This is a genomic window from Ideonella sp. BN130291 (assembly GCF_036231905.1).
Lineage (GTDB): Bacteria > Pseudomonadota > Gammaproteobacteria > Burkholderiales > Burkholderiaceae_C > CAMLIZ01.
This window is the reverse complement of sequence record NZ_JAZARE010000008.1, coordinates 192,843-215,163: the sequence shown is the minus strand read 5'-3', so window position 1 is coordinate 215,163 and position 22,321 is coordinate 192,843. Positions and strand designations below refer to the sequence as shown.

The 22,321-nt window shown below is 69.5% G+C and carries 19 protein-coding genes; 6 read left to right on the top strand and 13 right to left on the bottom strand.

What is annotated here, in order from left to right; genetic code table 11:
* Window positions 1-274: 274 nt before the first annotated feature.
* The 3 genes from VPH43_RS18470 to VPH43_RS18460 form a co-directional block, all read right to left on the bottom strand.
* Window positions 275-2,104 carry a 2-oxoacid:acceptor oxidoreductase subunit alpha gene (locus tag VPH43_RS18470; RefSeq protein WP_328579206.1) on the bottom strand — a complete coding sequence of 610 codons (1,830 nt, stop codon included), beginning with the start codon at window positions 2,102-2,104 and terminating at the stop codon, window positions 275-277.
* Window positions 2,101-3,942, bottom strand: a complete 1,842-nt coding sequence (locus VPH43_RS18465) for an FAD-dependent oxidoreductase (RefSeq protein WP_328579205.1) — start codon at window positions 3,940-3,942, stop codon at window positions 2,101-2,103. Before VPH43_RS18465 ends, VPH43_RS18470 begins: the two co-directional genes overlap by 4 nt.
* Before the next feature lie 94 nt (window positions 3,943-4,036).
* A complete protein-coding gene (locus VPH43_RS18460) occupies window positions 4,037-4,618 on the bottom strand; it encodes a GNAT family N-acetyltransferase (protein ID WP_328579204.1) in 582 nt (193 codons plus the stop codon).
* A 139-nt stretch (window positions 4,619-4,757) separates the two neighbouring features.
* Between VPH43_RS18460 and VPH43_RS18455 the strand changes: the two genes are divergently transcribed.
* Entirely contained in the window at window positions 4,758-5,825 is a 1,068-nt protein-coding gene (locus VPH43_RS18455; protein WP_328579203.1) for a GGDEF domain-containing protein, read from the top strand.
* A gap of 38 nt (window positions 5,826-5,863) precedes the next feature.
* Window positions 5,864-7,462: a putative bifunctional diguanylate cyclase/phosphodiesterase gene (locus tag VPH43_RS18450; RefSeq protein WP_328579202.1), complete on the top strand. Its 1,599-nt coding sequence runs from the start codon at window positions 5,864-5,866 to the stop codon at window positions 7,460-7,462.
* 6 nt (window positions 7,463-7,468) lie between these two features.
* Here VPH43_RS18450 and parC read toward each other — a convergent pair whose 3' ends face one another.
* The gene (gene parC, locus VPH43_RS18445; protein WP_328579201.1) at window positions 7,469-9,772 is read right to left on the bottom strand and encodes a DNA topoisomerase IV subunit A; all 2,304 of its coding nucleotides are present in this window, start codon (window positions 9,770-9,772) and stop codon (window positions 7,469-7,471) included.
* A 134-nt stretch (window positions 9,773-9,906) separates the two neighbouring features.
* Between parC and VPH43_RS18440 the strand changes: the two genes are divergently transcribed.
* Window positions 9,907-10,218: a hypothetical protein gene (locus VPH43_RS18440; protein ID WP_328579200.1), complete on the top strand. Its 312-nt coding sequence runs from the start codon at window positions 9,907-9,909 to the stop codon at window positions 10,216-10,218.
* A 22-nt stretch (window positions 10,219-10,240) separates the two neighbouring features.
* Here the strand turns inward: VPH43_RS18440 and VPH43_RS18435 are convergent, their stop codons facing one another.
* Window positions 10,241-10,933: a hypothetical protein gene (locus tag VPH43_RS18435; protein WP_328579199.1), complete on the bottom strand. Its 693-nt coding sequence runs from the start codon at window positions 10,931-10,933 to the stop codon at window positions 10,241-10,243.
* 155 nt (window positions 10,934-11,088) lie between these two features.
* Window positions 11,089-12,072, bottom strand: a complete 984-nt coding sequence (locus VPH43_RS18430) for a helix-turn-helix transcriptional regulator (RefSeq protein ID WP_328579198.1) — start codon at window positions 12,070-12,072, stop codon at window positions 11,089-11,091.
* 122 nt (window positions 12,073-12,194) lie between these two features.
* Between VPH43_RS18430 and VPH43_RS18425 the strand changes: the two genes are divergently transcribed.
* A complete protein-coding gene (locus tag VPH43_RS18425; RefSeq protein WP_328579197.1) occupies window positions 12,195-13,352 on the top strand; it encodes a hypothetical protein in 1,158 nt (385 codons plus the stop codon).
* Here VPH43_RS18425 and alkB read toward each other — a convergent pair.
* From alkB to VPH43_RS18390, 7 genes are all read right to left on the bottom strand, one after another.
* On the bottom strand, window positions 13,268-13,912 hold the full coding sequence (gene alkB, locus VPH43_RS18420) for a DNA oxidative demethylase AlkB (RefSeq protein ID WP_328579196.1): 645 nt from the start codon (window positions 13,910-13,912) through the stop codon (window positions 13,268-13,270). The two genes, VPH43_RS18425 and alkB, sit on opposite strands and share 85 nt — an antisense overlap.
* Window positions 13,899-14,615, bottom strand: coding sequence for a 2OG-Fe(II) oxygenase (locus tag VPH43_RS18415; RefSeq protein WP_328579317.1), 717 nt, complete (start codon window positions 14,613-14,615; stop codon window positions 13,899-13,901). Before VPH43_RS18415 ends, alkB begins: the two co-directional genes overlap by 14 nt.
* 17 nt (window positions 14,616-14,632) lie before the next feature.
* The gene (ada, locus tag VPH43_RS18410; RefSeq protein WP_328579195.1) at window positions 14,633-15,688 is read right to left on the bottom strand and encodes a bifunctional DNA-binding transcriptional regulator/O6-methylguanine-DNA methyltransferase Ada; all 1,056 of its coding nucleotides are present in this window, start codon (window positions 15,686-15,688) and stop codon (window positions 14,633-14,635) included.
* 99 nt (window positions 15,689-15,787) lie between these two features.
* On the bottom strand, window positions 15,788-16,495 hold the full coding sequence (locus VPH43_RS18405; RefSeq protein ID WP_328579194.1) for a lytic transglycosylase domain-containing protein: 708 nt from the start codon (window positions 16,493-16,495) through the stop codon (window positions 15,788-15,790).
* Window positions 16,495-17,022 carry a GNAT family N-acetyltransferase gene (locus VPH43_RS18400; RefSeq protein ID WP_328579193.1) on the bottom strand — a complete coding sequence of 176 codons (528 nt, stop codon included), beginning with the start codon at window positions 17,020-17,022 and terminating at the stop codon, window positions 16,495-16,497. The genes VPH43_RS18405 and VPH43_RS18400 overlap by 1 nt, the downstream gene beginning before the upstream one ends.
* A 122-nt stretch (window positions 17,023-17,144) precedes the next feature.
* A complete protein-coding gene (locus VPH43_RS18395; protein ID WP_328579192.1) occupies window positions 17,145-18,704 on the bottom strand; it encodes a S8 family serine peptidase in 1,560 nt (519 codons plus the stop codon).
* Window positions 18,705-18,821: 117 nt separating this feature from the next.
* Complete coding sequence (locus tag VPH43_RS18390) at window positions 18,822-20,801, bottom strand: DNA topoisomerase IV subunit B (protein WP_328579191.1); 1,980 nt, start codon at window positions 20,799-20,801, stop codon at window positions 18,822-18,824.
* A gap of 156 nt (window positions 20,802-20,957) precedes the next feature.
* On the opposite strand from VPH43_RS18390, the gene VPH43_RS18385 reads away from it, so the two are divergent.
* Both VPH43_RS18385 and VPH43_RS18380 read left to right on the top strand, forming a co-directional pair.
* On the top strand, window positions 20,958-22,181 hold the full coding sequence (locus VPH43_RS18385; RefSeq protein WP_328579190.1) for an MFS transporter: 1,224 nt from the start codon (window positions 20,958-20,960) through the stop codon (window positions 22,179-22,181).
* 9 nt (window positions 22,182-22,190) lie between these two features.
* Window positions 22,191-22,313 carry a hypothetical protein gene (locus tag VPH43_RS18380; RefSeq protein ID WP_328579189.1) on the top strand — a complete coding sequence of 41 codons (123 nt, stop codon included), beginning with the start codon at window positions 22,191-22,193 and terminating at the stop codon, window positions 22,311-22,313.
* Window positions 22,314-22,321 lie beyond the last annotated feature (8 nt).

Below are 22,321 nucleotides of genomic sequence, written 5' to 3'. Positions count from 1 at the left end.
AGCGGGTGGCCGACTCCGCTCATGTCCCCCGGCCCGGGCTTCGCCCGCGCCTCCTCCTTTACTTCGCTACGCCGGCCACCCGCCGTCCTTGGCAGGACACGCGCGTGTTCTTCCACCGTCGAACAGCCTGGTGGGGGTGGATCGGGTGGGCGGGGCGTTCTGCGGAGCGAAGTAAAGGAGGAGGCGACGGCCGCAGGCCGGCGACGGGGGACATGAGCGCAGCAGAGCGCCCCGCCCGCCCGATCGCTTCCCACTCGCCGAGCGAGGGCTGTATTCATTCCGCCGCCAGTGGTTGAACCACCATCGCGTGCACCGCCTTCGTGATCGCCTGCGTGATGAAGCGTGCGGTGATCGGCGTGCCGTCGTAGTGCAGCACCGAGGGCAGCCGCATCGGGTCGATCTCGAGTTCGTTGACGAGCAGGCTGCGCATCTGCGCATCGCGGTTCTGTTCGACCACGAACACCGCATCGTGCATGGCGATGAAGTCGGCGACGCTCGCTGGGAATGGGAACGCGCGCAGCCGCATCGCGTCGATGTGGATGCCGTCGGCCGCCAGCACCGTGAGCGCCTCGGCCATCGCGGGCGAGGTGGAGCCGAAATACAGCACGCCCAGCCGCGTCTTCTGTGCCGCGGGTGCCAGCACCGGCTGCGGCACGAGTGTGGCGGCGGTGGCGAACTTCTTCAGCAGGCGCTGCACGTTGTAGAGGTAGTCCGGCCCGGCCTCGGAATAACGGGCGTAGGGGTCGCGTGTGGTGCCGCGGGTGAAGTAGGCGCCCTTGCTGCGGTGGGTGCCCGGCAGGGTGCGCCAGGGGATGCCGTCGCCGTCCACGTCCTTGTAGCGGCCGAAGTCGCGGCCGGCTTCCAGCTCCTCGGCGCTCATCACCTTGCCGCGGTCGTAGGCGCGGCTGTCGTCCCACTGGAAGGGCTGGCACAGGCGCTGGTTCATGCCAATGTCCAGGTCGGTCATCAGGAACACCGGCGTCTGCAGGCGGTCGGCCAGGTCCAGCGCGGCCGCGGCGTGTTCAAAGCACTCGGTGGGGTCCTGCGGGAACAGCAGCACGTGCTTGGTGTCGCCGTGCGACGCGTAAGCGCAGGCCAGGATGTCGGCCTGCTGGGTGCGCGTGGGCATGCCGGTGGACGGGCCGCCGCGCTGCACGTCGATGATGGTCACCGGTATCTCGGCGAAGTAGGCCAGGCCGATGAACTCCGTCATCAGCGACACGCCGGGGCCGGAGGTCGCGGTGAAGGCGCGCGCGCCGTTCCAGCCCGCGCCCACCACCATGCCGATGGAAGCGATCTCGTCCTCGGCCTGCACGATGGCGTAGCGGTGCTCGCCGGTGGCCGGGTCCACGCGCAGCTTCTGGCAGTATTTCTGGAAGGCCTCGGCCACCGAAGAAGACGGCGTGATCGGATACCAGGCCGCCACGGTGGCACCGCCGTACACGCAGCCCAGCGCGGCCGCGCTGTTGCCGTCGACGAAGATCTTGTCGCCCACGGCCTGGCTGCGCCGCACCTTCAGGCCGATGGGCTGCAGGTGCTCCTGCGCGAATTCGCGGCCCAGGTGCAGCGCGCGCACATTGGCGCCCAGCAGTTTTTCCTTGCCCTTGTACTGCTCGCCGAACAAGCGCTCGATCTCCGCCGGGTCGATGTCCATCAGCACCGACAGCGCGCCCACGTAGAGGATGTTCTTGAACAGCTGGCGCTGGCGTGCGTCGTCGTAGGTGGCGTTGCAGATGGCCGTGAGTGGCATGCCGATGAAGTGGATGTCGTCGCGCATCTCGGCCGGTGTGAGCGGCCGGGTGCTGTCGTGGAACAGGTAGCCGCCGGGCTCCACCTCCGCCAGATCCTGGGCCCAGGTCTGCGGGTTCATCGCCACCATCATGTCGATGCCGCCACGCCGGCCCAGCCAGCCCTGCTCGCTCACCCGTGCTTCGTACCAGGTAGGCAGCCCCTGGATGTTGCTCGGGAAGATGTTGCGCGGGCTCACCGGCACACCCATGCGCAGGATCGCCTTGGCGAACAGCTCGTTGGCGGACGCCGAGCCCGAGCCGTTGACGTTGGCGAACTTGATGACGAAGTCGTTCGTCGCTTCGAGGCGCTTCATACCGTGGCCTCCGGCGCGGCGCGCGTGGCGGGGTGGGCGTCGCGGCAGGACGGGCCGGCCTGCGTGGTCATGAACATCAGCTTCTGCATGTCCCACGCGCCGGTGGGGCAGCGCTCTGCGCACAGGCCGCAGTGCAGGCAGACGTCCTCGTCCTTGGCCATCACGCGGCCGGTCTTCAAGGGGTCGGAGACGTAGAGGTCCTGCGTGAGGTTGAGCGCCGGGGCCTTCAGCCGCGTGCGCAGCTCCGGTTCCGCCGCGGGCGGCACGAAGCTGATGCAGTCCATCGGGCAGATGTCCATGCAGGCATCGCATTCAATGCAGGCCGCCTGCTTGAACACCGTCTGCACATCGCAGTTCAGGCAGCGCTGCGCTTCCTTGAACGCCGTGGGCAGGTCGAAGCCCAATTCCACTTCCACCTTGATGCTGGCCAGCGCCTTCTCGGCCGCAGCCCAGGGCACCTTGAAGCGCTCGTCGTTGGACACCGCGTTGTGGTAGCTCCACTCGTGGATGCCCATCTTCTGCGACACCAGATTGGCCATGGGCGCCGGCCGCACATACGGCGCCTCGCCGTGCAGCAGGCGGTCGATGGACACGGCCGCTTCATGGCCATGCGCCACCGCAGTGATGATGTTCTTGGGCCCGAAGGCGGCATCGCCGCCGAAGAACACGTTCGGCAAGGTGGACTGGAAGGTCTTCGCGTCCAGCGCCGGCAGGCCGTGTTCGTCGAAGCCGATGCCGCAGTCGCGCTCAATCCAGGGGAAGGCGTTCTCCTGCCCCACCGCCACCAGCACCTCGTCGCATTCGATGAACACGTCCGGCTCGCCGGTGGGCAACAGCTGGCGCCGGCCCTTGGCATCGCGCTCGGCCCGCACCAGCTGGAAGCTCATGCCGACCAGTTGGCCGTCGCGCACTTCGAAGCTGCGCGGCACGTGGTAGTTGAGGATGGGGATGCCCTCGTGCATGGCATCCTCCTTCTCCCAGGGCGAGGCTTTCATCTCCTCGAAACCGGAACGCACCACCACCTTCACCTCGGCGGCGCCCAGGCGGCGCGCCGAGCGGCAGCAGTCCATCGCCGTGTTGCCGCCGCCCAGCACGATGACACGCGGCTTCACCGAGGTGACATGGCCGAAGGACACCGAGGCCAGCCAGTCGATGCCGATGTGAATGAACGCGGCCGCCTCGTGGCGGCCGGGAAGCGCCAGGTCGCGCCCACGCGGCGCACCGCAACCCACAAAGACCGCGTCGTAGCCTTGCTGCAGCAGCGCCTTCATCGAGGTGATGGCCTGGCCGGCCCGGAACTGCACGCCCAGGTCCAGGATGTAGCCGGTCTCCTCGTCGATCACCGACTCGGGCAGGCGAAAGCGCGGAATCTGTGTGCGGATGAAGCCGCCGGCCTTGGCCTCGCCGTCGAACACCGTGACCTCGTAACCCAGCGGCGCCAGGTCTCGCGCCACGGTGAGCGATGCTGGCCCGGCGCCGATGCAGGCCACGCGCCTGCCGTTGCGCGGCCCAGGGCGCGGCAGCCTGGCGCGGATGTCCGGGTCCTTGAAGTCCGCGGCCACGCGCTTGAGGCGGCATATCGCCACCGGCTCGGGGCGTTCCCCATTCGAGTCCTCCACCCGCCCCCGCCGGCAGGCGGGCTCGCAGGGCCGGTCACAGGTGCGGCCCAGCACACCCGGGAACACGTTGGAGGCCCAGTTGACGAGGTAGGCCTCGGTGTAGTCGCCCTGCGCGATCAGGCGGATGTAGTGCGGCACCGGCGTGTGGGCCGGGCAGGCCCACTGACAGTCGACGACCTTGTGGAAGTAGGCGGGATCTTCGATGCCGGTAGGCTGCACGTCGTCTCCTGTGCGGAGTGCCGGCGGCCTTGTGGGCCCGGGTGGCTGGAAGCCGCCCGCTCAGGCACCCTCATCGTTCGTGACCCGGCCCACTCTACGCCCGTGTCGGCCGCACAGCAATCGGGCGCTGCGTCCAGTCGCGCTGCAGCAGGCCATACAGCGCGCTGTCGGACACCTGCCCGTTCACGATCCAGCGTTCGCGCAGGAACCCTTCCTGCTGGAACCCCAACCGCTGCAGCGTGCGGGCCGATGCGGTGTTGCGCGGGTCGATGTCGGCCTCCAGCCGGTTCAGGCCCAGCGGGCCGAACAGGTGGTCGACAAAGGCCTCCAGCGCTTCGTGCATGTAACCGCGGCCCCAGTGCGCCCGGCCTAGCGCATAACCGATCTCTGCACGCCGGTTCCCGGCCTGGACATCGAACACGGTGCAGGTGCCCACCAGCGCCTCGTCCTCGCTGCGCACGATGCCCAGCCGCATGCTGCTGCCGTCCGCATAGGCGATCTGCACGGCCGCCAGCGTGCGCTCCACCTGCGCCATGTCGGCCACCGGCGGCGTGCTCCAGTAGCGCATCACCTCGGGGTCGGAAAAGATGGTGAACAAAGCCGGCGCATCGGCCGCACCCAGCCAACGCAAGGTGAGCCGATCGGTGTGGATGACCGTGGGTTCGAAAGGCGTCATCGGCCGATTGTGTAACGCCGGCCGCGACACGCCGGCATGAAACGCCACAAGTTCACGCCGCGCACGGCGCCAGTGGTTCAAGCAGGGCCGGGGTGGCCGATAACCCGGCTAGCGGCCTTGTGGCCGAACCATGGATCCCATGCAGCCGAACAACGCGATCGATCACCTGGCCTCCCTCACGGTCCACCGCGACCGGGACCTGCTGGACGTGACGCTGGCGCATTCGATGCGTGAGCTGTTCCGCCCATCGCAGGTGTCCATCCACATGCTGGTCGGCCCGCCGGGGGCACCGCAGCGCTGGCTGCTGCGCGCCCGGCTGAAGGCCAAGGACGTGGCCGCCTCCTCCGACCCGAGCTGGGTGCGGTTGGACGAACTGCCCGAACGCGACGCGATGCCGGCGCACGCCAGCTGCGTGGAGCAGCAGAAGGTCATCCGCATCGACGACATCCCGGCCACCGATGGCGCGGCGGCCGGCGGCTGCATCGTGCTGTTCCCCATGGCGCTGGGCGAGCAGGCCAGCGTGCTGGAGCTGCGCTGCAGCGGGCCGTTCTCCAACGATGCGCTGCACACCGCCGACAGCGTGCTGCGGGTGTACCGCAACTTCTGTGGCCTGCTGGACTACAGCGAGCGCGACACGCTCACCGGCCTGCTCAATCGCAAGACCTTCGACGAGACCTTCTACAAGACGGTGCAGGCCACGTCCCAGCTGCCGGCGGTGGGCCGGCGCCAGGGCGTGGACGGCATTCACCACAGCCACACCGGCCACTGGCTGGCGCTGCTGGACATCGACCATTTCAAGTCGGTGAACGACACCCACGGCCACCTGATCGGCGACGAGGTGCTGCTGCTGGTGGGGCGCATCATGCGCAGCACCTTCCGCTTCCAGGACCGGCTGTACCGCTTCGGTGGCGAGGAGTTCCTGGTGCTGCTGCGCTGCCCCACCGAAAGCGACGCGCTGGTGGCGCTGGACCGCCTGCGCCTGAACATGGCCGACTACAGCTTCCCGCAGGTGGGCCGCGTGACGGTGAGCATCGGCTTCACCGAGGTGCTGCCCAACGACACGCCCACGGCGGCCTTCGAGCGCGCCGACAAGGCGGTCTACCACGCCAAGCAGCACGGCCGCAACCGCGTCTGCAGCCATGCCGCGCTGATCGCCTCCGGTGACCTCGAAGCCGCGCGGCAGGACAACGAAGTCGAGCTGTTCTGAACATGCCGACCACGCTTCACAACGCAGGGCCGACTTCGATGCGAGCCACCCCACGCGCGGACGCACGCGCCGGCAACGCACCGGCCCCGCGCACCCCGCGCGTCGACGACAACCGCGCCGAAGCCATCCGCACCGCCTGGCAGCGCAGCGCATTGCTGCGCATGGCAGCGGCCGGGCTGGTGGCGATGCTGGTGCTGGTCGCGGTCTGGTGGCTGGACCCGGGCAGCCTGCCCACCGCCCTGGTCGCCCTGGGCACGGTGGGCGTGGGCCTGGCCGCGCAGGCCTACCGCCGGGTGCTGGCGCGCGCGGCCGCGGCCGAGGCCAACATCGCCCGCCTGACCACGGAGGACGAGGTCACCGGCCTGCTCAACCGCAACGCGCTGCTGAAGGCGCTGGAGCAGACGATCGACCGCCACCGGCGCTACCAGGGCGCCTCCGCCCTGCTCTACCTGGACGTGGACGGCTTCAAGCGGGTCAACGACCTGTGGGGCCGCCAGCTCGGCGACCGCGTGCTGGGCGCCTTGGGCCACCGGCTCAGCGGCAGCCTGCGCAACTGCGACATCGCCGCCCGCCTGGGCGCCGACGAGTTCGCGATCATCCTCACCGGCACGCCCCTGCCCGACCATGCGGCGCGGGTGGCCGGGCGCCTGATCGCGTCGGCCTGCGAGCCGGTGACCGCCGGCGAAGCGCTGGCCCACGTGGGCCTGTCGGTGGGCATCGTGATGGTGGATGCCGGCAGCGCCGGTGCCGAGGAGCTGCTGCGCCAGGCCGAACTGGCGATGTACCAGGCCAAGGGCCAGGGCCGTGGCAACTGCCAGTTCTTCTCGCAGGAGCTGGGTGATGCGGTGCGCAAGCGCCTGGACACCGAGGCGCAGCTGCGCGTGGCGCTGCGAGACGACCAGTTCTTCCTGGAGTTCCAGCCGCAGGTGGACTCGCGCAGCGGCCGCTTGTGCGGCCTGGAGGCCCTGCTGCGCTGGCGCCACCCGGAACGCGGCGTGATACCGCCGCTGGACTTCATTCCCGTGGCCGAGGACACCGGCCTCATCATCCCGATCGGCCTGCGCGTGATCGACATGGCCTGCGCGGCCGTGGCCACCCTGCGTGCCGAAGGCCTGCAGCCGCCCTGCATGGCGGTGAACGTGTCGGCGCGCCAGCTCGACAGCAACGTGCCGCTGCTGGCCGAGCTGCGCGGCGCGATCGCGCGCCACGGCCTGCAGCCCGCCGACCTGGAGCTGGAGATGACCGAGAGCGTCATCATGAGCCGGCCCGACAAGCAGGCGCCGCTGCTGGATGCGATGAGCCGGGAAGGCTTCAGCATTGCAATCGACGACTTCGGCACCGGCTACTCGAGCCTGAGCTACCTGCAGAGCCTGCCGGTGGACAAGCTCAAGATCGACCGCAGCTTCGTGCGCGGCCTGCCGCACAAGCGCGAGAGCGCCGTCATCGTGGCCAGCATCGCCAGCATCGCGCAGTCGCTCGGCCTGGCCACCGTGGCCGAAGGCGTGGAGACCGAGGCGCAATCCGAGCACCTGCGCGAGCTCGGCTGCGACCACCTGCAGGGCTACCTGTTCGCCAAGCCCCTGCCGTTGCCCGTGCTGATGGCGTGGATCCGCGAACGCGAGCTGGCGCTCACCTGAACAGCCTCAGACCGCCAACACCCGCTGCGCCTTCGGGAAGCCCTCCACCTTCTTGCCCTTGCGCGCCCGTTTGCCTACGTGGCCGGCGAGCGCGTTGCCCTTGAGGTCCTCTTCCTTGGGCTTGGCAGACCGTCCCAGGCCCATCACCTTGACTGCCGAGCCCACGGTGGCCACGGACACCAGCGGGTCCTTGGCGTCCACGTCCATCAGGGTCAGGCCGCGGCCGCCGTTGGACTGCAGCTTCAGTTCGTCCAGCGCAAACACCAGCAGCCGACCGGTCATCGACAGGCAGGCCACCTGGGTGTGCTCGGGCAGGCGCACCGCCGGCGGCAGCACGTGGTCCTGCGGCTCCAGGCTGAGGAAGCTCTTGCCGCCGCGCTGGCGGCTCAGCATGTCGCCCACCTTGGCCATCAGGCCGAAGCCGCCGGTGTTGGCCAGCAGCAGCACCTGCTCGGGCGAGCCGGCGAAGTAGTGCACCACCTGGGTGCCGGATTCCAGCTCGATCAGGGTGGTGATCGGCTGGCCGTCGCCGCGCCCGCCGGGCAGGCCGCTCACCGCCACTGAATACACCCGGCCGTTGGAGCCGAACACCAGCAGCGGGTCCACGCTGCGGCAGGGGAACACGCCATAGAGCGCATCACCGCTCTTGAACTGCAGCGTGGCGGGGTCGATCTCGTGGCCTTTGAGCGCACGCACCCAGCCCTTGAGGCTGACCACCACCGTCACGGGTTCATCGACGATCCTCACCTCGGCCACGGCCTTCTTCTCGGCCTGGATCAGCGTGCGGCGCTCGTCGCCATGCACCTTGGCATCGGCTTCGATCTCCTTGATGACCGTGCGCTTCAGCGCGGCGGGGCTGCCGAGGATCTCATCGAGCTTCTTCTGCTCGTCGCGCAGTTGCTTGAGCTCCTGCTCGATCTTGATCGCTTCCAGCCGCGCCAGCTGGCGCAGCCGGATCTCGAGGATGTCCTCGGCCTGGCGGTCGCTCAAGGCGAAGCGCGCGATCAGTGCCGGCTTGGGCTCGTCCGCATTGCGGATGATGCGGATCACCTCGTCGATGTTCAGCAGCACCAGCTGCCGGCCTTCGAGCACGTGGATGCGGTCCAGCACCTTGTCCAGCCGGTGGCGGGTGCGGCGCTGCACGGTCACCAGGCGGAAATCGATCCATTCGGTGAGCACCTGGCGCAGCGTCTTCTGCACCGGGCGGCCGTCGCGGCCCACCATGGTCATGTTGATGGGCGCCGACGACTCCAGGCTGGTGTGCGCCAGCAGCGTGTGGGCCAGCTCCTGCTGGCTGATGCGCGAGGTCTTGGGCTCGAATACCAGGCGCACCGGTGCGTCCTTGTTCGACTCGTCGCGTGCCGCATCCAGCACGCCGAGCAGCGTCTGCTTGAGTTGAAGCTGCTCCTGGCTGAGCGCCTTCTTGCCCGCCTTGACCTTGGGGTTGGTGAGCTCCTCGATCTCCTCCAGCACGCGCTGGTTCGACACGCCCGGCGGCAGCTCGGTCACCACCATCTGCCACTGGCCGCGTGCCAGGTCCTCGATCTTCCAGCGCGCGCGCACCTTCAGGCTGCCGCGGCCGCTCAGATAGGCCTCGCGGATGTCGGCCGCGCTGCTGATGATCTGGCCGCCGCCGGGGAAGTCGGGGCCCGGCAGCAGCGCCAGCAGCTCGTCGTCGCTCAAGCGGTCGTTGCGGATCAGCGCCACGGCGGCAGCGGCCACCTCGCGCAGGTTGTGGCTGGGCACCTCGGTGGCCAGGCCCACCGCGATGCCGGAGGCGCCGTTGAGCAGCACGAAGGGCAGGCGCGCCGGCAGCTGGCGCGGCTCCTGCGTGGAGCCGTCGTAGTTGGGCACGAAGTCGACCGTGCCTTCGTCGATCTCGTCGAGCAGCAGCCGGGTGATGGGCGCCAGGCGCGCCTCGGTGTAGCGCATGGCCGCGGCGCCATCGCCGTCGCGCGAGCCGAAGTTGCCCTGGCCATCGACCAGCGGATAGCGCTGCGAGAAGTCCTGCGCCATGCGCACCATGGCGTCGTAGGCCGCCTGGTCGCTGTGGGGGTGGAAACGGCCCAGCACGTCGCCCACCACCCGGGCGCTTTTCACCGGCTTGGGGCCGGCCGCGGTGGTGAACGCCAGCCCCATGCGCTCCATCGCATAGAGGATGCGGCGCTGCACCGGCTTCTGGCCGTCGCACACGTCAGGCAGCGCGCGGCCCTTGACGACGGACAGCGCGTATTCGAGGTAGGCCCGCTCCGCGTAATGCGCAAGCGTGATGGCGTCGCCGGGGGTGTCGGTGGGGGTGAACAGGTCCATGGGGTGGGGAGCGACGGTGCGGGGCACCTGGGAAGGGGCGCAGTTTAGCGGGGTGCCCCCGGCCCGCTGCGCCGGCGCGCCGGGCACGCAAAAGCGGGGGGCCGACCGGGCCGCGGAGCGCTTACGATCCGGCGTTGCCCCTCCAGACCGCCTTTGCCATGCGCTTTCTCCTCGCTCCCCTTGTCCTGCTTTCCGGCTGCGCCTTCGTGCAACCGCCGATGAAGTTCACCGGCCCGCACGGACAGCAGGCCTACCTGATGCAGTGCAGCGGCATGTTCCGCAGCATCGAAGGCTGCAAGGAGCGCGCGGAGAAGCTGTGCCCCGCCGGCTTCGAGGTGGTGGACCGCCCCACCGGCGTGCCCGGCCTGCAGCAGATGGCCGGCGGCATGCTGATCGTGCCGGACAAGACCCTCGCGGTGGAGTGCAAGCCCGGCCAGGCCGGCTGAAGCCGCCCTGACGCGCCGGCGCCTACTTCACCTTCAGCACCCGCATGCCCAGGAGCTTGCCTTCCGGACGGTCCAGCACATGGATGGTGGCTTCGCGTGGGTCGAAGCCCTCGGGTAGCGCCAAGCCACCGCGCAGGCTTTCGAAGGCCTTCACCGAGATGGCCACCGGCTCCAGCTTCACGGTGGTGTCGGCGCCGCGTTTGCCGGCACCGGCCAGCACCACCTGCATCACGCCGCTGAGGGCCTTGCCGCCGGCACGTTCACGCGAGAGCACCACGTCGTAGAGAAGCTTCGCGCCTTCGGTGCGAAAGCGCGCCGCACGCACTTGCACCGCGCCACCGCGCGGATCGGCCGGCAGGGATTCCACCAGCGCCGCCAGGTCCTGCCGCAGGTCGTCGCTGGCGCGCCGGCTGGCGGCCAGCTCGTCCGCCAGGCGCTTGTTGTCGGCCACCGCACGCTCGAGCTGGCGCGCGGTGTCGGCCAGTTCGGCCTTCAGGCGCGTGCGCTCCTTGTCGGCCTGCTCGAACGAGGTCTTCAGGTGCTCCGAGGCCTCGGCGGACAAGCGTGGCGGCAGGTAGCGCTCCTGCACCAGCAGCACCGCCGCCGCGCCGGCCACCAGGCCACCGGCCAGCAGCACCAGCCAGGCGGGCACCTTGCGGTGCTTGCGGCGCCGGGCATAAGGGTCGAACGCGACCGGATTGAAACGACCAAACATCCTGCTACAGCCCGCTCTTCTTTGTGAACCCGGCAGGATAGAGCGGGTTGAGCGAGGGGCTGCAACACGATGTCTCAGCGCCTGTTTCGCGACGACGCCTCGCTGTGTGGCACGCCCGGGCGCCGCCCCCAAGGGACGGCGCTGCACCCGCCTCTTCAGGCGTAGCGGTCTGCCGCGTCCCTGAGCTGGCGGCTCACCCGCTGCACCAGCGCCTGGGGCGCCAGCACCTTCACCTGCTCACCATGGCGCAGCACGTCCATCACCAGCTCGGTGGCGTCGGCATAGGGCACCCGCAGCGTGAGCCCGCCATCGGGCTGCAACGTGGCCTGCTGCTGGGGATGCCACTGTTCGTGCGCCACCCACTGCGCCGCTTCGGGCGAGAACTGCAGCGTCGCCCACTGCACCTTCGCACCGCTGAACACGCCGTAGCCGGCGTCCAGCTCCGCCTCGATGGTCTTGACCGGGACGTCCTTGGCGCGCGGCTGCTCCAGCAGGCTGGCCTCGCGGATCGCGTCCAGCGCAAAGCGGCGCAGCGCGTCGCTGCTGTGGCACCAGGCGTCCAGGTACCAGGTGTTGCGGTAGTGGACCAGCCGCTGCGGCGACACGGTGCGCTGCGTTTCCTGCTGGCGGCTGCGCACCCAGTAGCTCATCTGCACCCGCTGTCGCCGGGTGAGCGCACTGCCGATCAGCTCGAAGTGGCGCGGCGCCACAGGCCGCCGCGCGGGGCTGGCGATGCGCACGCGCTTCATCAGCTCCTTGGCCTCGTGCTCGCTGGTGCCCAACATGCCGTGCAGCTTGTCCAGCAGCGGCTGCAGGTGGCGCGCCAGCACGCCGCCTTCGTCCAGGCCCTGGATGAGCTGGTGCATGGTGAGCAGCGCATGGATCTCGCGTTCGCTGAACCACACGCCGGGCAGCTCATGCTTCACCTGGCGCTGGTCGCGCGGGTCGGCCTGCAGCTTGTAGCCGTTGTCGAAGCGGTCATACACGATCGGCGCATCCAGCCGCGCGCGCAGGTACTCCAGGTCGCGCTTGAGCGTGGCGCGGCTGACGCCCAGCTCGTCCATCAGGGTGGCGAAGCTGACGCTGCCGCGCGTGCGGATGAGCATCTCGATCTTGTAGAAGCGTTCGGTGCGGTCCATGGGGCATCGGTCGGGGCAACAACCGCGATTGTGAGCCTGAGGTGGCTCACGCCTTGAGCCTGTGGCTGCCGACACTGGTGTTGCCGGATGTCCCGGTTGACCCACAGTGCAGGGAGCTCTCCATGTCTCAGGCCGCTTTGTTCACCACCGACACGCCTTCCGAAGCCCCCGGCTGGGATGCCCTCGGGTTCGAGATCGGCTGGGACCATGCCCACTACCGCGTGGTGCCGCCGGCTGAGCACCTGCACCAGGGCCACCCGGTGCGCCAGGGCTGGCAGGCGGGCCAGGCGGTGTTCGGGCCGCGCACCTTGCGCCCCACGCCGGCCGTGCGCCAGTGGTTGCGCCTGCGGCTGCAGGCCTGGCTGCGCGGCCAGGCCTTCGAGGCCATGCAGGTCACGCCCAACTTCCTCGCCCAGCTGGCGGTCACGCACTGCCCGGTCACCGGCGAACCGCTCACCGAAGGCACGGGCCAGGGCACCGACGCCGTGGTGGAGCGCGTGTTCCACGGCGCCGGCGTGGCCGCCGGCAACCTGGTGGTGATGAGCGCACGCGCCGCGGCCGCCAAGGCCAACTGCGGCTGGGACGATGCGCTGGATTTCGCCCGCCAGATCGACAGCGGCGCACTGCAGCGCATCGGCGGCTTGGACGCCATCGAGTGGTCGCGCCTGGGGGTGCTGATGAGCCTGGCCACGCCCTTGAAGCATGCGCAGGTGGCCGGCCTGCCGCTGCTGGTGCTGCCGCCCAACCGCCTGCGGGTGCTCAACCCGGTGCAGGCGCTGCAGACCCTGCTCACCCTGCTGTTCACCCAACCGGCCTATGCCCGCAACATGGCGGACCTGGCCGCGGTGATGCCCAGCACCGCCGCACGCCAGACCTTCCAGGTGTTCATGCACACCTTGCTGGCACGCCGGGTCGCCGCCGGGCCGCTGGCCACCGGGGTGGCGCTGCGCCGCGGCATGGAGCAGGCGTGGCTGCATCCGCTGGTGCAGCGGCGCTGGCAGCGCCTGGCGCTGTCCCTCAGCGTGGGCGAATGTGAGCACATCGTGCAGTACGCCGGCCGCCGCAAGCTGGCTGGCGCCGCCTGCCAGTGGCTCAGCCGGGCCAGCGCCACCGACGGCTGGGCGCTGGAGTCCCACGGCAAGCTCGCCGCCGGGGCGGTGGCCCAGGCCGCCCTGCCGCTGCCCGGCAATGCCGCCTACAGCGCCTTGCGGAAGGTGAGGTTCACCCGGCAGGCCCCCAGCAACGCATGTTCGCCGGCTGCCAGCGGGGCCACGCCGTGATAGGCCAGGCGCGACGGGCCGCCCCACACCACCACGTCGCCGTGGTCCAGCCGCAGGCGTTGCGGCCGGTCAGTGCGGCGAAGGCCGCCGAAGAGAAAGGTGGCCGGCAGCCCCAGGCTCACCGACACGATCGGCGCCTGGTGGTCGCGCTCGTCGCGGTCCTGGTGCAGCGAGAGCCGGCTGCCGGCCACGTAATGGTTCACCAGGCAAGCATCGGGCACGAAACCGGGGAAGCCGGCCGCCGCTGCCGCCTGGGCCGCCAGCTGCAGCAGCGCGGGCGGCATGCCGGGCCACGACTGGCCGCTCAAAGGGTCGACCGGGTCGTAGCGGTAGCCGCTGCTGTCCGACACCCAGCCCACGCGGCCGCAGTTGGTCATGGCCACCGACATCGTGTAGCCACCCGGGGTGACCAGGTGCCGCCACGGCGCCTGCGGCAGCACCTCGGCCTGCAGGCAGGCCCACAGGGCCGGCGCGTCGGCGGCAGCGAACCCGCGCAACACGCAGGCGCCCGGCGCCAGGGGCAGCAGGGCCGGCCCATCGAACAGCTCAGGTTGCGTCATGGAAGATCACGCCCAGCGTGTGGCGTTGCCCGGCGCGCAGCCGGCTCACGCCGTGCCGCATCGTCACCCGGTAGGGGCCGCGGGTTCCCTGCACCGGGCGCTGGTTCACCGCGAACACCACTGCGTCACCCTGGCCCAGCGGCACCACGTCGGCGCGGCTCTGCATGCGTGGCCGCTGTTCGGTGAGCACGAACTCGCCGCCAGTGAAGTCACGCCCGGGTTGGGACAGCAGCACGGCCACCTGCAGCGGGAACACCTGCTCGCCATAAAGATCCTGGTGCAGGCAGTTGTAGTCGCCTTCGCCATAACGCAGCAGCAGCGGCGTGGGCCGGCGCTGCCCGGCCGCGTGGCAGCGGGCGATGAAGGCGGCATGGTCCGGCGGAAAGCGCACCGCCAGCCCCATGGCGTCGTGCCAGCGGTTGGCAATGGCGGCCAGTGGCGGATACAGGCCGGTGCGAAGCTGCTGCACCGTGTCGGGCAGGGGATGGTCGAAGTACTTGTATTCGCCCTGCCCGAAGCCATGGCGCTGCATCACCACCCGGTTGCGGAAACGGGTGTCGTCGTCATAGCAGCCGGCCACCGCCTCGCAGGTCCGTGGCGCCAGCAGGGCCGGCAGCACCGCCCAGCCTTGCCGGTCCAGCGCCTGCCCGATGACGGGCCAGTCCAGCTGCGCCAGGCGCTCGTCCAGGCCGGTGGCCGGCATCGCGGATGCCAGCGCGCTCACGATTGCGCCTCGCGCTCCAGCAGGGTGCGCTTGCGTTCCACGCCCCAGCGGTAGCCTGAGAGCGCGCCGTCGCGCCGCACCACCCGGTGGCAGGGGATGGCCACCGCCAGCGGGTTGGCCGCGCAGGCCTGCGCCACGGCGCGCACAGAAGCCGGCTGGCCGATGCGCTGCGCGATCTCGGCATAGCTGGCGGTGCTGCCGGGCGGAATGTCGCGCAGCGCCTGCCACACCCGCTGCTGGAAGGCCGTGCCGCGCACGTCCAGCGGCAATTCCAGCCCCAGGGAGGGCGCCTCCACCAGCCCGATCACCCGGGCCACCCAGCGTTCGAACCCGGCGTCCGCACCCGCGAGCTCCGCCTTCGGAAAGCGGTCCTGCAGCTCGCGCACCAAGGCTTCCGGCTCGTCGCCCAGCAGGATGGCGCAGATGCCTCTGGCAGTGGCCGCCACCAGGATGGCACCCAGCGAACACTGGCCCACCGCGAACTTCAGGGCCGCACCGCTGCCGCCCGCGCGGAAAGCGCTGGGCGCCATGCCGAGCACCTGGGTGGCGGTTTCATAGAAACGCCCGTTGGAGCCGTAACCCGCGTCGTAGATGGCCGCGGTGACGCTGGGGCTGCGTGGCAGTTCGTCGCGCACGCGGCGGTGCCGCTGCGCCGCGGCATAGGCACGCGGCGTGAGGCCGGTTACCGCCTTGAACACCCGATGGAAATGGTAGGGGCTCCAGCCTGCGGCCTGCGCCAACTCGTCCAGGCTGGGCGGGGACTCAGCCGCTTCGATCTGGCGGCAGGCGGCGGCCACGCGCTGTGCCTGCTGGGCGGCGGTGGACGGCTGGCCCGGCCGGCAGCGCTGGCAGGCGCGGAAGCCCGCGCGCTCCGCGGCCTGGGCATCAGCGTGGAAAGCCACGTTCTCGCGCCGCGGCAGGCGGGCGCCGCAGGAAGGCCGGCAGTACACGCCGGTGGTGCGCACCGAGTAGAAGAAGTCACCGTCGGCGGCCGGATTGCGCTGGCTGACCGCGGCCCAGCGCGCGTCGTCCGTGGTGAAGGTGGGGGTCATTGGCTGCTCCATGTCGCCGCAACGGCGCGATGGATCTCACTGTGCCGGCCAGGCGGCCTGCGCGCGCTCCGCCGCTTGCGCTTGAATTCGGCCGCGTTGTCAGCGGGGCGTGTTGCCGGTCGCCGGATGCAACTGCATCTCCTGCGCCTTGCTGGGCAGGCTGCGCTGCAGCAGCGCCCAGTACAGCTCCAGCACCATGTGCACGTGCGCCTGGGTCTCCTCGAACGGCGGCATGTTGCCACCCGCCTTGCGCACGTTGCCTTCGCCCGCGTTCCAGGCCGCCAGGGCCACCTCGATGCGCCCGAAGCGCTGCGTCAGGTCGGCCAGCATGCGTGCGCCGGTGAGGATGTTGGTGCGCGCATCCAGCAGGCGCTGCGACGCCGGGCGTGCGGCCTCGCCACCCCTGGCATACCGGTCGGCGGTGTCGGGCATCAGCTGCATCAGGCCGATGGCGCCGCGCGGGGACACCGCATTCGGGTTGAAGCCCGACTCCACCGCGATCACCGCCTTCAGCAGCTCGCTGTCCACGCCGGTCTGGCGCGCTGCCTCGCGCAGCAGGTGCTGCACGGACTTGACCTCGGGCGCGAACTCCAGCCAGGTGAGCAGGCGTGCCACGCCGTCCGATTTGCCGGGCACCCGGGCGCCGGATGTGCTCACCTCGCCCAGCACCGGGCTGTACCGCGAATCGACCTGGTGGTCGGCCACGTGGGCCACCCCGCCGCCGTCCACATAACCCCACAGCACCGGCGCGGCCTGGGCCGGCACGGCCAGCGCCGCCAGCAGCACCAGGGCGACGGTGCGGACCATCAGCCCAGCTCCTGGCCCAGCGCCGTGCGGGCCTGGTACTCGCGATCGAGCATCGACATCACGATCAGCGAGTCGTAGCCATCGCCGGCGCGCACGCTCTCGCGCAGCCGGCCTTCCTCGACGAAACCCTCGCTCTGGTACAGCCGCTGCGCCCGCGTGTTGAGCGTCTTCACGTCCAGCCAGAAGCGGTGTGCGCCCAGGTCGCGGAACGCCATCTGCTTGAGCAGGCGAACGCAGGCGCGCCCGCGGCCGCGGCCCTTCGTCTGCAGCACCAGGCGCTTGAGCTCCACGCTCTTGTGGTTGTTGCGGCAGCCCTGGAGGATGACGAAGCCCGAGGGTTCGTATTCCACGCCCGCTTCCACGATGAAGTGGCGGAAGTCGGGGAAACGCACCGCGCCTTCGTGCTGGGTGCGCTCCCAGGGCGTGATGAAGGGCAGGTTCTGGGCGTCGTTCTCGACCGTGATCACGTAGTCCAGGTCGGACAACAAGGTGGGGCGCAGGTGAATGCGCTCGGCCGGCGAACTCATCAAGGCATTCTAGGAGTCGGCTCCGGGGCCCAAGCGTGAAACAACCCGCAATTCCGAAGGCAAAAGAAAACGGGGCCCGAAGGCCCCGTCCAGCTTGCACCCGCAGGTGCAGGCGATCACTTTCAGTTGCCGCAGCCCAGGCTGGCAATGCGGTCCAGCGCGGCCTTGGCCTGCACCAGGCCGTAGCCGAACTTGACGTCGCGGCCCGGGTCACCCAGGTCCTGCGCGCTCTTGTTCAGTGTGCTGCGCATCTGCGCGGCCGTGCAGTTCGGGTAATGGCTCCACACCAGCGCAGCCACGGCCGACACGTGCGGCGTGGCCATGGAGGTGCCGTCGAACAGCGCGTAGTTGCTCGCTGCCACCGTCACGGTGGCCGACTGGCCCAGCTTGGTCAGCATGTCGGCACCGGCGGTGTCGGAAGCGCTGACCGAGGGGATGGTGGTCACTGCGGTGCCCAGCGTGCCGAGGAAGCCGCCAGGGGCGTTGTTGTAGACGATGGCGCCCACGCCGCCGCTCGCCTGGCAGTTGGTGACCTTGGTGGCGAAGTCGACCGAGCCGCGCTGGATCAGGCAGACCTTGCCCGCGACGGCGGGGTCGGTGTGGTCACCGAGGCCAAAGTTGGCCAGCGGCGCGGTGGCCGTGCCCAGCGGCGAACCGGTGAAGCCGTTCACCTCGTAGGCGGTGGCGCCCACGGTGGCCGAGGCGGTGGTGCCAGTGCCCATGGGCACGGTGGACAGCACGCTCACGCCAGGGCCGGCGATTTCAACGTCGGGGTTGGTCTGCGAGAAGCTGGCCCAGGCCTTGTTGACGTCCAACGCAGCGACCGACACCACGTTCTCGAAGCCGGCGGGGTAGGACACGGTGCTGTTGCCTGCATTGCCGGCGGCAGCGATCACAAGCGTGTTGCGCTTGGTCGTCAGCCAGTCGGCGATCTTTTCCTGCAGTTTGTTGGGGCTGGAGCCACCCAGCGACATGCTCACCACGTTGGCGCCGTTCATGCCGCAACGCAGCATGGCCTTGGCGATCACCGACGACGGTGCGCTGCCGCTGGCATCGAACACCTTGACGATGTAGAGGTTCAGGTTCTTGTTGGGGTTGACACCGACCACGCCCACGCTGTTGTTGATGGCGGCGACGGTGCCGGCCACGTGGGTGCCGTGGTGGGCTTCGTCGGTGCTCCAGGAGCCGGAGGTGGTGAGGTTCTCGCCGCTCACATGGTTGGCGCTCAGGTCCTCATGCGCCAGGTCGTAGCCCGAGTCGATGATGCAGACCGTGCGGTTGGTGGTGGTGCTGTCGGAGACCTGGTCGGCCTGCACCATCTTGATGCCGTACGGCACCTGCTGGCCCGGCAGGTAGGGCGGGCCAGACGGATCGCTGAGCGCGAACGCGTACTGCAGCTTGTCCTCCTCCACGAACTCCACGTGGGGGCTGCGCTGCAGCAGCGCGACCGCCTTGCGCGGCAGTTCCACGGCAACGGCATTGAAGCCACCCACATCGAGCACCGTGCGTCCGCCGGCGGCGGCGATGGCTGCATGGCCGGCCGACACGGCACCTTGCTTGAAGGCCACGATCACGCGGACCTTGTCCGCGGCGGTGGCCGCTTGGGATGCCAGAGGAGCGGCACCGAAGGCCGCTGCTATACCCAGTACAACGGTGGCCAGGCGGCCATTGAACTTCGCCATGAGAGCGTCCCCAGTGTGGATTGTGAAGTCCGTCACTCTGGAGGGCCGCTTGTTACAGGTCAACCCCTTGGTTGAAGGCCAACTGGAAGGGGTTTTCCCTCTAGGTGCAATCGACCATCAGACGTCGATTTCCACCGCGTCGGCGTTCAGCTCCATCAGTTCGCGCCGCGATGCCGCCTCGCCCTTGCCCATCAGCTTGGTGAACGAGCCCTCGGTGGCGCCGAAGTCCAGCTCGCCATAGGCCACCTGCAGCAGGCGCCGGGTATCCGGGTTGAGCGTGGTGTCCCACAACTGCTCGGCGCTCATCTCGCCCAGGCCCTTGAAGCGGCTGATGCTCCAGCTGTTTTCCTTCGCGCCTTCCTTGCGCAGCTTGTCCAGCGTGGCGGTGAGCTCGCCTTCGTCCAGCGCGTAGATCTTGGCCGCGGGCTTCTTGCCGCGGGCGGGCGCATCGATGCGGAACAGCGGCGGCTTGGCCACGAACACATGGCCACGTTCGATCAGCTTGGGGAAGTGGCGGAAGAACAGCGTGAGCAGCAGCACCTGGATGTGCGAGCCGTCCACGTCCGCATCGCTCAGGATGCAGATCTTGCCGTAGCGCAGCTGGGTCAGGTCGGGGTTGTCCGCGGCACCGTGCGGGTCCACGCCGATGGCCACCGAGATGTCGTGGATCTCGTTGTTGGCAAAGAGCCGGTCGCGCTCCACTTCCCAGCTGTTGAGCACCTTGCCACGCAGCGGCAGCACCGCCTGTGTTTCCTTGTTGCGGCCCATCTTGGCGCTGCCGCCGGCGGAGTCGCCTTCCACCAGGAACAGTTCGTTCAAGGTGGTGTCGCGGCTTTCGCAGTCGGTCAGCTTGCCGGGCAGCACCGCCACGCCGGAGCCCTTGCGCTTTTCCACCTTCTGGCTGGCGCGCTGGCGGGTCTGCGCCTGCTTGATCACCAACTCGGCCAGCTTGCGGCCGTGTTCCACATGCTGGTTCAGCCACAGCTCCAGCGCGGGCCGCACGTAGGCGGTGACCAGGCGCAGCGCGTCGCGGCTGTTCAGCCGCTCCTTGGTCTGGCCCTGGAACTGCGGGTCCAGCACCTTGGCGCTCAGCACGAAGCTCGCGCGCGAAAACACGTCCTCAGGCATCAGCTTCACGCCCTTGGGCAGCAGGGAGTGCAGCTCGATGAAGCCTTTCACCGCGGCGAACAAGCCATCCTTCAGCCCCGCCTCGTGCGTGCCGCCGGCCACCGTGGGGATCAGGTTGACGTAGCTTTCGCGCAGCGGCGCGCCGTCCTCGGTGAAAGCCACGCACCAGGCGGCTCCCTCCCCTTCGGCGAAGTTCTCGGTCTCGCCTTCGGTGGCGAAACGCTCGCCCTCGAACAGCGGGATCAGCGGGTCGGCGGTCAGGCTCTGCAGCAGGTAGTCGCGCAGGCCGCCCTTGTAGAGCCACTGTTGCTGGTCGCTGGCCTTTTCGTTCTTCAGCGTCACGGTGACGCCCGGCATCAGCACCGCCTTGCTGCGCAGCAGGTGGGTGAGCTCGGTCCTGGGCAGCTCGGCACTTTCAAAATAACGCGGGTCGGGCCACACGCGCACGGTGGTGCCCTGCCTGCGGTCACCCGCGGCGGCCTTGCGCACTTGCAAGGGCTCGATCACGTCACCGCCGCTGAAGGCCAGCGTGGCCACCTGCCCGTCGCGGTACACCGTGACCTGCAGGCGCTTGGCCAGCGCGTTGGTCACGCTCACCCCCACGCCGTGCAGGCCGCCGGAGAAGCTGTAGGCGCCACCGGAGCCCTTGTCGAACTTGCCGCCCGCGTGCAGGCGGGTGAACACGATCTCCACCACCGGCACCTTCTCTTCCGGATGCAAACCGAACGGAATGCCGCGGCCATCGTCCTCCACACTCACCGAGCCGTCGGCATGCTGCACCACGGTGATGCGCCTGCCGTGGCCCGCCAGGGCCTCGTCGGCCGCGTTGTCGATCACTTCCTGCACCACGTGCAGCGGGTTGTCGGTGCGGGTGTACATGCCCGGCCGCTGCTTCACCGGCTCCAGGCCCTTGAGCACGCGGATGGAGGCTTCGCCGTAACTGCCGGGCGTATTCGTTTTGGTCGCCATGGCGGCGGATTCTAGGTGGGGGCCCTCCCGCGGCTCGCCGCGCGCGGGATGCCGGCGCAGCGGGTGGCGCCTTCTGCGTCGCCGCACAAACCGTTTGCACGCCCGCATGCACACGTTGGCAGCGGGTGCATCGCTTTGTCACTAGAGTCGCGCTCCATGAGCACGACCCTTGTTTCTCCCGCCCGGCTGTCGATGACGCAGGTGCTGGTCTGCGGCGCCGCCATCGTCACCCTGTCCATGGGCATCCGCCACGGCTTCGGCCTGTGGCTGCAGCCGATGACGATGGCCCGCGGCTGGACCCGCGAGACCTTCGCCTTCGCGCTGGCGATACAAAACCTGGCCTGGGGCCTCACCGGCCCGTTCGCCGGCATGCTGGCCGACCGCTTTGGCGCCTTCCGCGTCATCGTGATCGGCAGCCTGCTGTACGCGGCGGGCCTGGTGCTGATGGCGCTGTCGGCCTCCGGCATCGCCTTCACCGGCAGCGCCGGCCTGATGATCGGCATGGCGCAGGCCGGCACCACCTATGCCGTGATCTACGGCGTGATCGGCCGCAACGTGGCGCCGGAAAAACGCTCCTGGGCCATGGGCGTGGCCGCAGCCGCCGGCTCGTTCGGCCAGTTCCTGATGGTGCCGGTGGAAAACGGCCTCATCGGCCACCTGGGCTGGCAGAACGCGCTGTTCATCCTGGGATGCGCCGCGCTCGCCATCCTGCCGCTGGCCTTCGGCCTGAAGGAGCCGGGGCTGGCCAGTGGAGCGGCGAAGCCGCAGCAGAGCATTGCCGCGGCCCTGCGCGAGGCCTTCGGCTACCGCAGCTTCCAGTTGCTGATGGCAGGCTACTTCGTGTGCGGCTTCCAGGTGGTGTTCATCGGGGTGCACATGCCCAGCTACCTGCGCGACAAGGGCATGACGCCCGACGTGGCCACCACCGCGCTGGCGCTGATCGGCCTGTTCAACGTGTTCGGCACCTATGCGGCCGGCGTGCTGGGCCAGAAGCTCGCCAAGCGCCACATCCTGGCCACCATCTACCTGCTGCGCTCGGTGGCCATCGTCGCCTTCCTCACTGTGCCGCTGTCGCCGATGAGCGTGTACGTGTTCTCGGCGGTGATGGGTGTGCTGTGGCTGTCCACCGTGCCGCCCACCAACGCGGTGGTGGCCCAGATCTTCGGCGTGCAGTACATGTCGATGCTGGGTGGTTTCATCTTCCTCAGCCACCAGATCGGCAGCTTCCTCGGCGTGTGGCTGGGCGGGCGGCTGTACGACACCACCGGCAGCTACGACGTGGTGTGGTGGCTGGCGGTGGCGCTGGGTGTGTTCGCCGCGCTGGTGAACCTGCCGGTGCGCGAAGGGGCCATCGCCCGCGCGCAGCCGGCGGCGGCTTGAGGCAGCACGATGCGGCACAAGCGGGTCCTGTGGTGGAGCGTGAGCCTGGCGGCGCTGGCGCTGGTGTTTGCCAGCTACCTGCAGCGCGACTTCGTCTTCAACCTGGCCAACCAGGTGTGGGCCTGCTTCTGACCGCCACT